Consider the following 13,694-nt stretch of genomic DNA (forward strand, 5'->3'; position numbering starts at 1 on the left):
CCAAAAATCGGCAGTGTTCCCTCGTATTCCTGTGCATGATAAAATCATGCTACAGGAGGAACAGCCATGGCTAGTAAAGAACTAATAGCAAAGCTTAGAGAGAAATACATCCAAAATCCGCCGGAAGGCATGTCGGCGAACGAAATCCGCGAGATGGATGATGAAGACCTTCTCGACATGGATTACTTTATGCATGAAGATGATGAATTCTTTGACGAGGTAGATTGGTAATTTAAAACCAACATACCTCCGCTTTGCGTGGCCCGGTCTTGTCCGGGCCTTTTAATTCAAGGTTTTGCCGCAAGGCGAAATTTCCTATTAAATAAAAAAAGGACGCATAAACATTAGTGTTTATACGCCCTGTGTTATAACATTCATCTTAGAAATATCCGAGCCCGGATATCCATGCATTTACAGATTCCCTTACGCTGTCCTGATCATTCTGTGCATCAGTATTGGGTCTTTCATCCTCTGATTTCCTTAACAACTTTAACGGCTTCTTTTGTCATATCCTCAATCTTATCAAAGGCGCATGATTTAATAAGATCACCTTTGACCATCCAGCTACCACCACAACATGCAATTCTGTCATAAGAAAGATAATCTCTCATGTTCTTTTCATTGATTCCACCTGTTGGCATGAACTTAATGCCTGTGTAAGGTGCTGCCATAGCCTTGATCATTGCAAGACCGCCTGCCTGTTCAGCGGGAAAAAATTTAAGAACCTTGAGGCCTCTTTTTACGCCCTGCGCTGCCTCTGAAGGAGTAGCTACTCCGGGAAGCACTGGATACCCTTTCTCAAGACAGTAATCCACAACCTCAGGATCAAATCCCGGGCTAACAATGAACTTTGCTCCTGCCTCAATGGCCTCATCCACCTGTTTTGTTGATAAAACAGTTCCTGCTCCAACCAGCATATCCGGAAAATTATCTGTCATTATTTTAATTGCATCAGCTGCAGCAGCTGTTCTGAATGTCACTTCAGCACATTTTAAACCACCTTTAACGAGTGCCTCTCCAAGAGGTTTTGCATCATCTGTGGAATCATTGATACTATTGCAAGTAACCACACATATTTGTTTGTTTTTAACGCATTTACGATATCCTTTAATCCAACTCGTTCCTCTTCGCTGTTTTCATTTGGATTAAATTCCTCTTTTATAAAAATAAATCTAAGCAAGCCAAGAATCAGTAGTGGCACTGCAAGCATTAATACTATCTTTTGCCAACCTCCTGGAACTGGCGCATATTTTCCAATTAGCATTGGAAGAATAATAGAAACAACCATGCAGCCTAAAGTGATAAATACACCACCATATGCAGATACCTTTGTGATAGCCATAGGATCACCAAAAGCTCTTATGATATATGGTGCCTCAGCTGCATTCATCATTGTTCCAAAAATTGACCATACTAATGTGTACATAACTAAAAGCCAAATTGATTTTGCTGTCGTACTCCAATTAACATTCGAAGCAAACAAAGCATATGTACAAACCCAAGTCCCAATCAAACACAGTTCATAAGGGCGTCCTTTGCCCAATTTAGTGTTTGTATTATCTACAATCCACCCAGCAATCAAGTCAGTCAAGCCATCGAAGATTTTGCTTGCCATTAATAATGTTCCGACTAAAACCGGAGACATTTTCAAACTATCTGTGCAAAACATGCTCAGATACCCCATAAGAATTGTTACTGTTCCGAATGAAATTGGTCTTGTATTCCAAGCCAACAGTCTCCCCACTGAAACCTTTTGCGATTTTTCCACCATAATATCCTCCTCTAAATGGTTTATTGATAAATAAACTTTACAGGTTTATTTTTGTTGCAACAATAGCACTTTTAAACGTAATAAGTTATAATACTAACATAAATGAACTTTTGAGTGAGGGAAAATTTTGGCAAGCTACGTTGGAGATACTACAAATGCATCTCAATACCAATTCAATTTCAAATTAGACAATCAGAATACTCGCATTCTTTCAAGGAATTTGGCGGAAGGTTCTGCAGATAGCCCTGATATTATTTTAGAGACGCTCCATCCTGATAATATGGAGGAAAATTTCGTATGGTGTTTTATATCGCCGGGCAATTTTTTCAATGCGTCTTTTTCTTATGAGGATGAATACAGCCCAAATAAGTTTAACCAGCTCCATTACCACGATTATTTTGAGCTGGTATATCTGATTTCCGGCACAATGTATCAACAGATAGAATCTGAAAGGCACCTCTACACTGCTGGCAGTCTTTGCCTTTTGAACTGCAATGTTCGCCATCAGGAAGAGTTCTCCACAGAATATAGAGCTTTATTTTTACGTCTACCTATAGGATTAATAAAAGAGTTATACGAAGATATGGGTAAAATGTACTTTCAGGTGGAGAATAAGCATCGAAATCAAGTTCTAGAAAGATTTTTGGGCGATAATTTAGGTCTTTCAAAAGATAAAACAAACAAAAAAGAATACATAGATTTTATCCCATCAGATAGCGATGCCTCTGTGAGAGAAAACATGTACAAACTATTTGATAAACTGACAAAACAACTTGTGCATCCAGAAGTGGGTTCTACCTACATTATAAAGGCTATAATCGTTCAAATTTTTAATGAGTTATCTATAAAGAATCATTATAAAATGGTTCCTCTGACAATAGGTACCTCTGCAGAGGCCCAGCTTTTCGAATCTGTCAGAAATCAAATTTTGGCAAAGCACGGTAGAATCACTAGGGAAGATTTAAACGAATCATTGTCCTACAATGCTACTTATCTTAATCGCATTGTAAAAAAATACACCGGCTACAGCATAAAGCAATACGCCCTACAAATTGCCATGAAAGAGGCTGCTGAAATGCTTGAACACACAGATATGCAGATTTCAGAGATATGCAAAAAGCTTTCCTTTAAAAATGAAACTTATTTTTATAATTCTTTCCAAAAAATTTATGGGATGACCCCTAAGAAATATAGGCAGGAAATGCAAATCGAGCCTGCAAATAAAAAGTCAATAGTAAAATAAGATTTTTCTATAGTTTCAAAAACGTGTATAACTAATAAGCCACCACATCTGTGCCGGCTCAGTGCACAAATGATAAATGGCAATTACTTTTTCAACTTGGCAAGATACTCTTTAACCCTGCCATAGTAAATTCTTAGAAATTTATTAGCTCCAGCCGTCATATATACATAATACGGCTTTCCTTGCAATCTTTTCTTATCCAAGAACTGATATACAGGGTCATCTTGTGGCATGGATTTAATTAGTGCATCCATGACAAGAAAAAGTGTTCTTCTCAACTCTGACGAGCCTCGTTTAGTTGTGGGAACACTTTTTTGTGCGTAAGTTCCTGACTCATTAACTCCCGGATCCACACCTGCAAACGCCGTTATTGCAGCTTTGTGGCTAAACCTTGTAACATCACCTATTTCTGCCATAAGCTGCGGCCCTAAAGATGGTCCTACTCCCTTCATTGACATCACAACAGGATATTCTGGTAACTTTGAGGCCGTTTCATTCATTAACTGTCTAAGCGACTCAACTGTAGCAGATGCATTATTCAATTGAGAAATTGCCTGTTTAATGATCAGCTTAGTTATTTCATCTTTAGGAAGTACAGGTACCACCTCTTTAGCATTTTCGTATATCGCTACTGCCTTAGATTGACTATAATTGTACTTCTTTCGTTTACACCATTTTTTATAGTGTTCTGTAAACGCATTTAATGACATATTTCGAATGCAATCAACATGCCAGTATGTATCGATGAAATCCACCCACTTTTGACTTCCATCGTTTCTAGCAGGACTATCAAAGTATGTGTTCGCTCCAGGGTAAGTTTGATCAAGGATACCAATTAGATTATTCTTCATCGCAGTTTTTTGCTTTACATAAAAGCCAAACTGTCTATTCATTATTTTTAGTTGATTACGTATCTCATCCATAAGGCTATACTGTTTTAGCCCCGTCCATTTGTCAAGAGCATACCTGGCTATCTTTATTGAATCAGCCTTATCAGACTTTACCTTTCGTAATGAATCATTATCAAAATCTTTTATCAACTTGGCATTGATAGTGCTAACAAAAAGGTTTGCTTCAGCCAACTGATGCGCAAGGACTTCATAATAACGCCCCGTGTGTTCCATCACTATACGTGATTCTCCATCAACCGAATTAATAAGAGCAATCAATGCTTTTATTTCACTCGAAGTATGTTTTACTTCAAATGGCTCAGAAACGATTTCTCCGAATGGTCTCATTATCGATACCATACTCTTGCCTTTGGAAACATCAATACCTACTGCATTCATACACTATGTCACTCCTTATGTTTAATAATGCAATGGAAAAATCCAGTTTCACTCATTGCCTATTCAAACTACTGTGGTGTGACACGAACGTACCGATGGCAGTTCAACCTGCATAAAACGAACACTGCGAATGAGGTGCCGGATAACAGACTCGATTACGGACGCGAAGTCCAAGTAGGCGGTAGTCATTCCGATTGCACCTTCATTCTATCAGTTAAGCAATAAGTTGGATAATAACCTGACTGGCTGCCATATATATAACCCATAAACTTATTGTAGTAGTAGGAGGGAGTGATGCTACTTCCTCTGAAAGCTTTTTAGCGGAAAGGCTATCTCTTGTACATTTTAACTCTATCGCAATGTCAAACTCATCAATACATATGTCTTTTCTAACAGCACACGCTCCTGCATCCTGATACTCTTCTATTCTGGCAAGCGGAAACACTGCTCTTAGCAGAGCATTTCTTCTATATGAATTAATGAAAAAAACAGCAGACCACAAGAATCATGATCTACTGTTATGAACGCTTCGAATTATTTCTGTTATTCTGTTTTAAGGATTATCCCTTGGTGGCTGTTTGTCAGACATCTGAAACAGACCTCCCTCAGGAATTCTTCATCAGTTCATCGAGCATGGCTGCCGCTTCTCCGACAATATCGTTGCAGGTTCTCAAGCATTGCCACGACACTAAGATACCCGCCGCATTTACCGTCAATGCTTCTTGGAGCAGGCACGCTCTTCTTTGCCTCCTCAGGTGTCACACCTAGTTTTTCAGCAAACGTCATAGCAAGCGAGGCTGAACAGTTATTTCCGTTACGGTGATTCTCTCTGGCTATCTTTTCCATTTCATTCATATATATCCCGTCACTTTCTCTTTTCAAAAACGATTTCAGTATCACATGATAGGTCATCTCTGTAAGTATATCCAAGCCGGTCAAACTTCTTTATCTCATTAGGATCTTCAATCTGGTTTTCAGCCATGTATTTCACCATCTCTCCTCTGGCCATCTTGGCATATGTACCCTTTGTCACGAACTTCCCATTTACCATCTCGCCAAATGTGATGGTGATGTAACAGTCATCCGGTTTCAGGTATTTTTCAATGCACTTTGAATACTCCTTAGATGCAAGATTTATTATAACACCGGTACCATCACTTACTTCATCATAGAGCCTGGATCCCCACAGATCATATAAATCCTTATGTCCATTAATTGATGCCTTAGCCTGCATCTCAAGCCTGTATGGCGTAACTCCGTCCATAGGTTTAAGCACACCATAAAAGCCCGAAAGGATGCGAAGATGCTCCTGCACATAATCATAGCTTCTGTCTTCAAACACCGCAGGTGCCATATATTGAAACGCGATTCCTTCATATGAAAGTATAGCTGGTGTCAGTCTGTTACGAAGATCCATCTCTTTAATGCGTTTGTAATTCTGCTCAGCAATTTTATCATTGCAGCCCCACAGTTTCTGTAATTCATAATGCGACTTCTTACGGAGCCACTCAAGTATTTCCTCTGTCTGATCAAGGAATACCGGGGCCCCCTGGCACTCAAGTTTATCCGTATCCACATTCATCTTCTTTGCAGGTGAAAGAATAATCCTCATCACAGTTCTCCATGCATCTTTTCAGAATCATCGTCTGCTTTTGCTTTATACTTTGCATCACATAGCTGGTATATATGCGGCTATAACTGCTATCACTAAAGCTGGCAGCATATTAGCTACTCTTACCTTTTTACCCCAAACAAGGTTAACACCAACACAGAAGATCAGTATGCTTCCGATAAGCGACAGATACGAAACAGCCATATCTGTCATGATAGGTGATACCAGTCTCGCAAGTAAAGTTATTGTTCCCTCAAGCAAAAACACCGGTATTACAGAAAAAGCACACCCTTTTCCCATAGATGCTGTCATAATGGCTACTATTATAAAATCCAGCACAGCCTTTACAGCAAGCGTTGAATAATCTCCGCTGATTCCATCCTGTATTGAACCTACAATAGCCATAGCCCCTATGCATACCGTAAGCGATGCAGTCACAAAAGCGTTTACAAATTCCGAATCCTTGCCATTACCACTTTTTATTTTAAGCCATTCCCCAAAACGCTCAAAGGCTCTTTCTATTCCAATCAGTTCCCCTATAGCTGTTCCTATGGCAAGGCATAGAACCACAAGCATGGATCTGCCACCCACGAGTGCATTGTTCTCAACTTTCATCATACCCTCCATAGCACCTGAAATTGCTATAAAAAGGGTACTTATACCACATACCTTGCAAAGTGCATCCTGCTGATCTTCTTTAAATAACTTCCCTGTTATATTTCCGAGGAAACCGGCAGCAACTATAGCTGCACTGTTTATTATTGTCCCCAACATTATCATGTTCTTATATTTCCTTTTTTCATTTTTCTCCTGATATTTTAAGAATAATTATACTCATGAAAAAGGCAGGACACAATTCAAAGGAAACTGCATCCTGCCGCTTGTTATTATTATCTATTAGATGCATCTAACTTCTCTTCCGATGCCTTTTTCCTATAACTTGCTATACATCCAACTGCAACTCCTATACCCATCCCCCAGCTCTGTCCAAGTCCCATGTATCTGTGCCTGGCTCTGTTCTTTTCAAGCTCTTCTTTATTCTTTTCCGACATCTCCTTGACGTTTTTGGAAGTTGCTACACCAAACAAAAGGTATACAGGCGCAAGTACTCCGATCAATACAATGAATAACCAGATTTTAGGTGTCATATTTTCAAGTCTCCTCCTTTAAGTTATCCTTACAAGCTAGATTATAATCAGGGTTCCTTCCAAAAAACAGAGAAAAAGTGGTGAAATATCCTCTTAATATCCATCATAATCTATAGTCTCTTTCCGATCTCAATTCTCATGTTGTGCTCTTCCGGGCCTTCATTAGAATAGGCATATCTGTCAAATCCTATAAGCTCGAAGCCATTCTTTTTATAGAACAAAATCGCTTTTGAATTGTAGCTCTGTGTTTCCAGGACAGCCATTCTCGCACCGCTATCTACAGCCACTTTCAAAATTGTTTCAAGAAGTGCAGTCCCTACACCTTGGCTACGAAGTCCCACATCAAACACACAGATATTTGATATTCTGTATCTGTTATTCCACGCTTCCAGAAATCCTTCTACAAAGCCTATAAGAACATCTCCTTCAAATGCTCCATAAGCTACCGGATTGTCTAGCCATTCCGACAGCATATCATCTTCAAGCGGCTCCACAATCTCGTTATCCGCTTCTATCCATTCCACAGAAAAGCCGTCATCTGCAGGCTCTATAGACAGGTACTTGTTTGACCGGACTTCTACTTTATATCGTTTTCCGTTGTATTCATCATAGCCAAGTTGTCTTATTGTCATCTATTCTCCCAGTCTTCTTTCCTCTCTTTATCCATCAATCCTGTCAGATCTAAGAATTGCATACCAGCTGGAATCATTGATCCCCTGATTGTTGATATCTGAGCTGCGTAGCGTGCCCTCATATTGCATTCCACATTTCTTCATGACCATACCGGAGTGAGGGTTATTAACATCATGCCTTGATTCAATACGATTTGCTTCCACCTTATCAAAAAAGAAATCTATAACAGCATTTAAAGCTTCAGATGTAATCCCCTGATGCCACCATGCTCTTCCAATGCAGTAACCAATGTGGATCATATTTATGTTTTCTTTCATACCGACGGCGGAGATACTGCCTATTGGCTCATCTATTTCTTTCAAGACAATAGCCCACTGATAGTACTTTTTATCCTTATATGAATCCACCCACTGCCTCAGTAGATTCCTTGTTACATCAACAGTTCCATGAGGCGGCCACGTTAGAAACTTCGTGACTTCTTCATCATTTGCCCAGTTCAAGAACATAGCATCAGCATCTTCAACTTTGAATTTCCTCAGTATCAGTCTCTCGGTCTCAATTGTCTGTGTCCCGCAATGCCGCATTTTCATACATCCTCCGTCAACAAAACATAGTTCCACTATATCAGAAAAAAAGCCTTTTTACAGTAAATAATACCGTCAAAAGGCTTTTTCAGATAATTTTAAAAACCACTTGTCTTATAAGTCTGCTACAGTGTTTTTGCAAATTCCCTTATCTCGTTCATCTTGGCTTCGGATTTGTTCTCGTCCCCATTAGCAGTAATTACGCCTGCTGCCTCAATACCTGCATATCCCATGTATGCCTTATATTGGGCAATCGCAGCATCATATACACCGGGAGATCCTGAACTGAGCAGAAGAACTGTCTTCTTTGCTGCAGGCTTGCCAATACAGTAAACTCTCTGGATAGCAGCCTCCATCTGCGCTGTCATGGTGAAGTAATAGATTGGAGATGCAAAAACTATGACATCTGCCTCTTTGTATGCTGGCATAATCTTCTCAAGATCATCTTTCTGCACACATGTACCCTCACCCTTTGTGTGGCAGTACTCACAGCCAAGGCATCCGGCAATCTTCATTCTGCCAACCTGGTATTCCTCTACTTCATTGACCAAAATCGATCAACGTCTCCGGGGATATATTATTCTATTCCGTTTCATTTAAGTTTCATCTATCCTTTGAAGAATCAGAGAGTGAATGTTGCTCCAAAAGCTATTGTCATCTTCTCTTTATTGTAGAATGCTGAAAGCTTCTCAAGGCAATCATCATACATTTTATGGAATGCTTCGTTTCTCTGCTCTCTCTTAACTTCTGCTTTTCTTGTATCCTGAACATCGTTAAATCTCATAATATTTACCTCTTTCTTTGTTGTGGTATTTGTTAGCCGTTTGGCTGTTTCTTTTCTCTTTCTGAGCTTATAATATTACTTCCCGGGTTATGGGAACACCAATTTTATTTGTTTTCATTTCTATTTATTGGTTATTTATTCCTTATATGTTATACATCACCCAGCAATATCCACATATCAATTTCATTGGATTTTTATAATTATTATCATGTATTTTTTGATTGGCTCATTGTTACTAAGGATGACTAAAAAAAGAATAAGGGAGTATTTATCAAGATTTCAGGATTTAATGGAATCTAAATAGACAGTTGATGTACCAATTATGACAGAAATGGACTTTCATAAGACAGTTATGGAATTCAAGTAGTCAGTCTGAAATTATATGCCGCACCTTGGCATTTCTTCAAAATCATGTATAATTTGCATGGATGAACAAAAGATTGCAAAAGGACGTAATTATGCCTATTTCAAATAAAGCTAACAACAAAGAAGGCTTCTTACCCTATAGCTTGATCGCAATGGATATGGATGGCACCCTTCTTACATCGGATAAAAAGATTCTCCCTGAGACGCTTGATGATCTTTCATTGGTAGCTGATAAAGGAGTACATCTCTCTTACGCAACCGGCAGAGCGCTTGTTGAAATGAAGGAGTACTTTGAGATAACTCCCATGATCCGCTATGCCATCTGCTACAGTGGCGCAATAATATATGACTGCATGGCCAAGAAGGTCATTTACAGAAAAGAAGTACCTTCTGCCTGCTTTGAAAAGATAGTTGAAGTAGCCGATAAATACAACGGAATGCTCGCTTTCCTCACAGAAAAAGAATCCATTGTATCTTCAGCTGATATCAACCACATGGACGATTTCCATATGGGAGTTTACCAACCCATGTACCTTAAAGTAACCAGACAGGTTGATGACATGGCTGCTGAAAGCCGAAAGCACAATTTCATCACCAAGATAAACATATACTTCCGGAATCAGGAAGACCGTCACCGCGGTTATGAGGAATTAAAAGATCTCCCCCTTACATTTGCACTTGCAGAAGAAACAAGCCTTGAAATGAATGCTGAGGGAGTATCAAAAGGTGCCGCCCTTAGGACTCTGTCTTCTCTCCTGGATATCCCCATAGAAGAAACAATGGCTATCGGAGATGCCGACAATGACCGCGATATGTTAACTACCGCAGGAATTTCTATCGTCATGTTGAATGCACGCAGTGATATAAAGAAGCTTGCAAACTATATTACAAAGGACAGCGACCATAACGGTGTTGGCTTTGCTATCAGAGACTATTTTGATCTTTAATTGGAGATAACAATGGAAATAAACAAGAATACCCTAACTGAGTTCCGTAGAGACTTTAAAGAAGCTGTCGCAAGCCTTGAAGAAAAATATGATGTGACCATCTCTCTTGGTAGCATCTCATATTCTGAGAATGACTTCACCAGCAAGCTTACCGTAAATAACGGTCATGACAAGGATGATATCGCTCAAAGGGAATTTGACCGTGATGTATGGAAGTATGCCCACCTTGGTCTTGGGAAAGGCATGTATAAAAGGATCTTCGTTGGTCTCGACGGCAACAAATATACAGCGTACTGCCATTTATCCTGTCACGCATTTCAACTGATGCTTCACCTCCAAGAACAAGATCACTATCTGCCCCTACAATTAAGGTTAACTCCATATTAATATGCTTCTTCATGTCTAAATTTACCCGGGCTACTATGCTCGACTATTTTGTCTTTTACTATTTTCCACAACTCTAGCTGGATGTGTGATAATTGCTCGTTTAATGCTTTTCTTTGTTCCGGATCTTCACTATATATGAAAAAATCTGTGAGTCCTCCCCCTCCAGGATATAGCATTTCATACAAAGTCAGAATACAGTCCTCTTTATCCTCATCCGAATAATCAGCTTCAAGAACAGCTATTCCATCCACCAGTCTACTGTAATGAAAGACGATGGATTGATCTCCATATTTTTTCAAATATGCTTCAAGTTCTTTATATAGTGCTAAAGCATAATTTATATCCATAATTCCAACCTTCCTTAGCCAAAAGAGGAAACGCAATAGATTTACATTTATGATCCGCGGCAAGGTTTAGAGATTTGTCATAGCACTGTCTTAATAGTTCTGCCTCTCCATTATCACCACCTTCCCACCAGGTTCCAATAGCATGAATAATGTATTTAGCATCCAAATCAAAAGCCGGAGTGATAGCGACCATTCCCGGCTCAAGAGGTCCTATCTTCTCTCGTTTTGCCATAAGCCTGTCTCTGCCAGCAGCATTATAAATGGCAGTATCGACCCCACCACCTATTATTGGCTTAGGATTGGCAGTGTTTACTATAGCGTCTGCTTTTACTTTTGTTATATCATTTCTGATAATTGAAAACGGCATTATATTCTCCCCCATTCGCGAGCAGGTTTGCTATTTAGCCAATTTTTCGTTACATTCATCTTCAGTAATATCACCATCCAAGCAAAGTTCAATAATATTACCCATCTCTTTACTCAAAAGCATAAACTCTTCATCTGATATTTTATGATCCGCATATTGTTTAACCAGCTTGTTATAATAATCAGCTCCAAGTTCAAAACCTCTGTCATCAAATCCGCTCATACCAAATACCTTTTAAAAATCTCAATATATCCCATTTTTTCTTGCTATAGCATTGACCCACATCTCGGCTTCCCTGCCGGGTCTGTTATCAGTACCAACCTCATTGTAAACAATCTCAAATCCCGCATCCTCGAATAGCGGAACTATACTCTTCTCATTAAAATCGCTAAATCTGCGATCTCCGCGCATCTTAGTACCATCGCCATATTTGAACGAAGCATATATAACTCCGCAGCTCTTAAGAGAAACATTCAGCTTTTTCATTGTCTCCGGGAGCTGATCCACTGGTACATGGAGAAGTGAAGCGCAGGCCCAGACACCATCGAACTCATTATGAAAATCAATATCCTCAAACCTCATATCCAGGACTTCCTGCCCCAGATATTCAGAGGCTCTCTTCCTCATTTCCCCTGATGCATCAAAAGCAGTTACATCAAAACCTGCCTCCAAAAATGCCTTACTATCTCGTCCGCTTCCGCAACCTGCATCCAAAACTCGACCCTGTTCCGGCAGGAGTGCGATGAACCTATCCCTCTCGTATGACATATCTGCATTAACACTTCCGGCAAAGAACGAGTCAGCATTCTCGTTATAATACTCAACGTTCTTATCGACCATAGCCTCAGCAATCTTAGGAAGAAGCGTAAGATCAGCAGGAAGCCACTCTACACTTCTAAGGTCATTTATCTCAAGCCACCTCGCAGCTTCATGCTCCAAAAGTTGGAGATTGCCTTCAGCTACAGTTGCCCAATAGCAGTTCATGTGAAGATGAAAAGTCTCATAATCATAATCGATGACATCTATAAGATCATTGACCTCAATCTCCGCACCAAGTTCTTCTCTAATCTCTCTTACCAACGCCTCTTCAGGAGTTTCACCTTCTTCAATCTTTCCTCCGGGAAATTCCCAGCCATCCTTATAATCCCCATATCCACGCTGAGTCGCAAATATCTTAGTTTTTCTCTTGTAATCATCGCAGATTATTGCTGCGACTACGTTGACAGTTTTCATAATCATCCTACTTCCAGTTTGCTTGTCTTCTTGATATATTTAGCAGGTATCGGATTATCCAGATGCCATGTTATATTCATAGGCCTGCTGCCGTAATGACTCACATATTTTGCAGTCCCCAGATACGTGTATGGCGCAGCACCTGCCAAATCCTTCTTAAACTCTCTTACAAATAACAGGATCTTACTTCCCTCATGAACATGGTTAATATATCTCTGACCGGTCGGTGAAGTATCTGAAGTTGTACTCTGACTCTGCCAATGGAAAAACTCCTCATTGATAGAATAATCATTGTACATTGTCGTAGGTGAATAATCCTTATCTGCTTTATTAAGCGTTACAAAGAACACGTCCACCATCTTATCTTCAAGCCACTTCACACCTTCTCTTACAGTCTGTGGTTTCTTGAAATCCATTGCCACAAGGATCTGATCTCTGGTATATGTACAGTATAATTCAAGTGGACAATCAAATCCCAGATCTACTTCATCACCTACCACATCTATTCTCTCAAGATTGTAGTTAAGGATTTCCATCAGCTCACTAAACATATTTTTGCTGTTACAAAGCTCAGCCAAATTCTGTTTAACTTCCGGAGCATCCCAATCATCCACCGCACTCTGCCACAGTGTTACGTAGAACATCTGCATCATCCGCTTCTCAGCTTCAGGTAACATGCTAGAAGAAGCGACATAGTTGACATGGCGCAGCGCGCCTGGAAAGAAAGGTCCGAATATGCTTGAATATGATGAACAAACCGAACAGAGAAGCAATAGCTTTTATAGCCAAGGTTTCGCTTTAGGATACGCGGAATCGAATTTATTTGCTAAATTCCATTTGCTAAAGATCCTAACAAAGGAATATACAGATGATCAGATCAGAAGCACTGAGCCTCCCGAAGGCGAACATTCTACATTACTTAAAATGTGGGATAATTCCGATCTTTGCAATATACTGGATTTCTATCGCAAATACGAGAATCT

Annotated in this window: 21 protein-coding genes and 1 pseudogene; 4 read left to right on the forward strand and 18 right to left on the reverse strand. The window is 39.7% G+C overall.

The window, feature by feature from the left end:
- Positions 1-66: 66 nt before the first annotated feature.
- On the forward strand, positions 67-231 hold the full coding sequence (locus tag G630_RS25085) for a hypothetical protein (RefSeq protein WP_170832732.1): 165 nt from the start codon (positions 67-69) through the stop codon (positions 229-231).
- A gap of 233 nt (positions 232-464) precedes the next feature.
- Here G630_RS25085 and eda read toward each other — a convergent pair whose 3' ends face one another.
- Together eda and G630_RS25415 are read right to left on the reverse strand one after the other, a co-directional pair.
- Positions 465-1,076 carry a bifunctional 4-hydroxy-2-oxoglutarate aldolase/2-dehydro-3-deoxy-phosphogluconate aldolase gene (gene eda / locus G630_RS0114135; RefSeq protein WP_026498958.1) on the reverse strand — a complete coding sequence of 204 codons (612 nt, stop codon included), beginning with the start codon at positions 1,074-1,076 and terminating at the stop codon, positions 465-467.
- Entirely contained in the window at positions 992-1,771 is a 780-nt protein-coding gene (locus tag G630_RS25415; protein ID WP_081667964.1) for an MFS transporter, read from the reverse strand. Before G630_RS25415 ends, eda begins: the two co-directional genes overlap by 85 nt.
- A 127-nt stretch (positions 1,772-1,898) precedes the next feature.
- Here G630_RS25415 and G630_RS0114145 point away from each other — a divergent pair, with 127 nt between their 5' ends.
- Positions 1,899-3,014 (forward strand): AraC family transcriptional regulator, encoded by a 1,116-nt coding sequence (locus G630_RS0114145; protein WP_026498959.1) that lies wholly within the window; start codon positions 1,899-1,901, stop codon positions 3,012-3,014.
- A gap of 83 nt (positions 3,015-3,097) precedes the next feature.
- On the opposite strand, the gene G630_RS0114150 is transcribed toward G630_RS0114145, so the two are convergent.
- The 10 genes from G630_RS0114150 to G630_RS24750 form a co-directional block, all read right to left on the reverse strand.
- Positions 3,098-4,303 (reverse strand): IS110 family transposase, encoded by a 1,206-nt coding sequence (locus G630_RS0114150; protein WP_026498960.1) that lies wholly within the window; start codon positions 4,301-4,303, stop codon positions 3,098-3,100.
- 214 nt (positions 4,304-4,517) lie between these two features.
- A complete protein-coding gene (locus tag G630_RS23780) occupies positions 4,518-4,805 on the reverse strand; it encodes a hypothetical protein (protein ID WP_049946232.1) in 288 nt (95 codons plus the stop codon).
- 122 nt (positions 4,806-4,927) lie between these two features.
- Positions 4,928-5,185, reverse strand: coding sequence for a hypothetical protein (locus tag G630_RS0114160; RefSeq protein WP_044959406.1), 258 nt, complete (start codon positions 5,183-5,185; stop codon positions 4,928-4,930).
- On the reverse strand, positions 5,169-5,915 hold the full coding sequence (gene yaaA, locus G630_RS0114165; RefSeq protein ID WP_026498961.1) for a peroxide stress protein YaaA: 747 nt from the start codon (positions 5,913-5,915) through the stop codon (positions 5,169-5,171). Before yaaA ends, G630_RS0114160 begins: the two co-directional genes overlap by 17 nt.
- A gap of 57 nt (positions 5,916-5,972) precedes the next feature.
- A complete protein-coding gene (locus G630_RS0114170; protein ID WP_022762063.1) occupies positions 5,973-6,695 on the reverse strand; it encodes a DUF554 domain-containing protein in 723 nt (240 codons plus the stop codon).
- A gap of 110 nt (positions 6,696-6,805) precedes the next feature.
- Positions 6,806-7,063 (reverse strand): hypothetical protein, encoded by a 258-nt coding sequence (locus G630_RS0114175; RefSeq protein WP_026498962.1) that lies wholly within the window; start codon positions 7,061-7,063, stop codon positions 6,806-6,808.
- Positions 7,064-7,173: 110 nt separating this feature from the next.
- Positions 7,174-7,695 carry a GNAT family N-acetyltransferase gene (locus G630_RS0114180; protein ID WP_026498963.1) on the reverse strand — a complete coding sequence of 174 codons (522 nt, stop codon included), beginning with the start codon at positions 7,693-7,695 and terminating at the stop codon, positions 7,174-7,176.
- Positions 7,696-7,722: 27 nt separating this feature from the next.
- On the reverse strand, positions 7,723-8,280 hold the full coding sequence (locus tag G630_RS0114185; RefSeq protein ID WP_026498964.1) for a GNAT family N-acetyltransferase: 558 nt from the start codon (positions 8,278-8,280) through the stop codon (positions 7,723-7,725).
- 125 nt (positions 8,281-8,405) lie between these two features.
- Positions 8,406-8,831: a flavodoxin family protein gene (locus G630_RS22060; protein WP_022762059.1), complete on the reverse strand. Its 426-nt coding sequence runs from the start codon at positions 8,829-8,831 to the stop codon at positions 8,406-8,408.
- 71 nt (positions 8,832-8,902) lie between these two features.
- Entirely contained in the window at positions 8,903-9,064 is a 162-nt protein-coding gene (locus tag G630_RS24750; protein ID WP_022762058.1) for a hypothetical protein, read from the reverse strand.
- A gap of 458 nt (positions 9,065-9,522) precedes the next feature.
- Here G630_RS24750 and G630_RS0114200 point away from each other — a divergent pair, with 458 nt between their 5' ends.
- Together G630_RS0114200 and G630_RS0114205 are read left to right on the forward strand one after the other, a co-directional pair.
- Positions 9,523-10,377, forward strand: a complete 855-nt coding sequence (locus G630_RS0114200) for a Cof-type HAD-IIB family hydrolase (protein WP_044959408.1) — start codon at positions 9,523-9,525, stop codon at positions 10,375-10,377.
- A 12-nt stretch (positions 10,378-10,389) separates the two neighbouring features.
- Complete coding sequence (locus G630_RS0114205) at positions 10,390-10,764, forward strand: hypothetical protein (RefSeq protein WP_026498966.1); 375 nt, start codon at positions 10,390-10,392, stop codon at positions 10,762-10,764.
- Here G630_RS0114205 and G630_RS24755 read toward each other — a convergent pair.
- The 6 genes and pseudogenes from G630_RS24755 to G630_RS0114235 form a co-directional block, all read right to left on the reverse strand.
- Positions 10,761-11,111, reverse strand: a complete 351-nt coding sequence (locus tag G630_RS24755) for a hypothetical protein (RefSeq protein ID WP_026498967.1) — start codon at positions 11,109-11,111, stop codon at positions 10,761-10,763. The genes G630_RS0114205 and G630_RS24755 overlap by 4 nt on opposite strands.
- On the reverse strand, positions 11,080-11,478 hold the full coding sequence (locus tag G630_RS24760) for a macro domain-containing protein (protein WP_026498968.1): 399 nt from the start codon (positions 11,476-11,478) through the stop codon (positions 11,080-11,082). Before G630_RS24760 ends, G630_RS24755 begins: the two co-directional genes overlap by 32 nt.
- A 30-nt stretch (positions 11,479-11,508) precedes the next feature.
- Positions 11,509-11,700 carry a hypothetical protein gene (locus G630_RS0114220; RefSeq protein WP_026498969.1) on the reverse strand — a complete coding sequence of 64 codons (192 nt, stop codon included), beginning with the start codon at positions 11,698-11,700 and terminating at the stop codon, positions 11,509-11,511.
- Between the two features lie 21 nt (positions 11,701-11,721).
- Positions 11,722-12,318: a class I SAM-dependent methyltransferase gene (locus G630_RS25840; RefSeq protein WP_044959421.1), complete on the reverse strand. Its 597-nt coding sequence runs from the start codon at positions 12,316-12,318 to the stop codon at positions 11,722-11,724.
- Positions 12,316-12,711, reverse strand: a pseudogene (locus G630_RS25845) ((deoxy)nucleoside triphosphate pyrophosphohydrolase); the annotation flags it as partial. The gene G630_RS25840 and the pseudogene G630_RS25845, both read right to left, overlap by 3 nt.
- Positions 12,712-12,713: 2 nt before the next feature.
- The gene (locus G630_RS0114235) at positions 12,714-13,388 is read right to left on the reverse strand and encodes a DUF3427 domain-containing protein (RefSeq protein WP_081667968.1); all 675 of its coding nucleotides are present in this window, start codon (positions 13,386-13,388) and stop codon (positions 12,714-12,716) included.
- Positions 13,389-13,694: the final 306 nt, after the last annotated feature.

The organism is Butyrivibrio sp. WCD2001 (assembly GCF_000424485.1).
Classification (GTDB): Bacteria; Bacillota; Clostridia; order Lachnospirales; family Lachnospiraceae; genus Butyrivibrio.

Excerpts from the sequence above, each read along its gene's own strand:
- G630_RS25085 (WP_170832732.1), top strand. The coding sequence starts at position 67 with ATGGCTAGTAAAGAACTAATAGCAAAGCTTAGAGAGAAATACATCCAA.
- G630_RS25415 (WP_081667964.1), bottom strand. The coding sequence starts at position 1,771 with ATGGTGGAAAAATCGCAAAAGGTTTCAGTGGGGAGACTGTTGGCTTGG.
- G630_RS0114150 (WP_026498960.1), bottom strand. The coding sequence starts at position 4,303 with ATGAATGCAGTAGGTATTGATGTTTCCAAAGGCAAGAGTATGGTATCG.
- yaaA (WP_026498961.1), bottom strand. The coding sequence starts at position 5,915 with ATGAGGATTATTCTTTCACCTGCAAAGAAGATGAATGTGGATACGGAT.
- G630_RS0114170 (WP_022762063.1), bottom strand. The coding sequence starts at position 6,695 with ATGATAATGTTGGGGACAATAATAAACAGTGCAGCTATAGTTGCTGCC.
- G630_RS0114175 (WP_026498962.1), bottom strand. The coding sequence starts at position 7,063 with ATGACACCTAAAATCTGGTTATTCATTGTATTGATCGGAGTACTTGCG.
- G630_RS0114180 (WP_026498963.1), bottom strand. The coding sequence starts at position 7,695 with ATGACAATAAGACAACTTGGCTATGATGAATACAACGGAAAACGATAT.
- G630_RS0114185 (WP_026498964.1), bottom strand. The coding sequence starts at position 8,280 with ATGCGGCATTGCGGGACACAGACAATTGAGACCGAGAGACTGATACTG.
- G630_RS24750 (WP_022762058.1), bottom strand. The coding sequence starts at position 9,064 with ATGAGATTTAACGATGTTCAGGATACAAGAAAAGCAGAAGTTAAGAGA.
- G630_RS0114200 (WP_044959408.1), top strand. The coding sequence starts at position 9,523 with ATGCCTATTTCAAATAAAGCTAACAACAAAGAAGGCTTCTTACCCTAT.
- G630_RS0114205 (WP_026498966.1), top strand. The coding sequence starts at position 10,390 with ATGGAAATAAACAAGAATACCCTAACTGAGTTCCGTAGAGACTTTAAA.
- G630_RS24755 (WP_026498967.1), bottom strand. The coding sequence starts at position 11,111 with ATGGATATAAATTATGCTTTAGCACTATATAAAGAACTTGAAGCATAT.
- G630_RS24760 (WP_026498968.1), bottom strand. The coding sequence starts at position 11,478 with ATGCCGTTTTCAATTATCAGAAATGATATAACAAAAGTAAAAGCAGAC.
- G630_RS0114220 (WP_026498969.1), bottom strand. The coding sequence starts at position 11,700 with ATGAGCGGATTTGATGACAGAGGTTTTGAACTTGGAGCTGATTATTAT.
- G630_RS25840 (WP_044959421.1), bottom strand. The coding sequence starts at position 12,318 with ATGGTCGATAAGAACGTTGAGTATTATAACGAGAATGCTGACTCGTTC.
- G630_RS0114235 (WP_081667968.1), bottom strand. The coding sequence starts at position 13,388 with ATGTTACCTGAAGCTGAGAAGCGGATGATGCAGATGTTCTACGTAACA.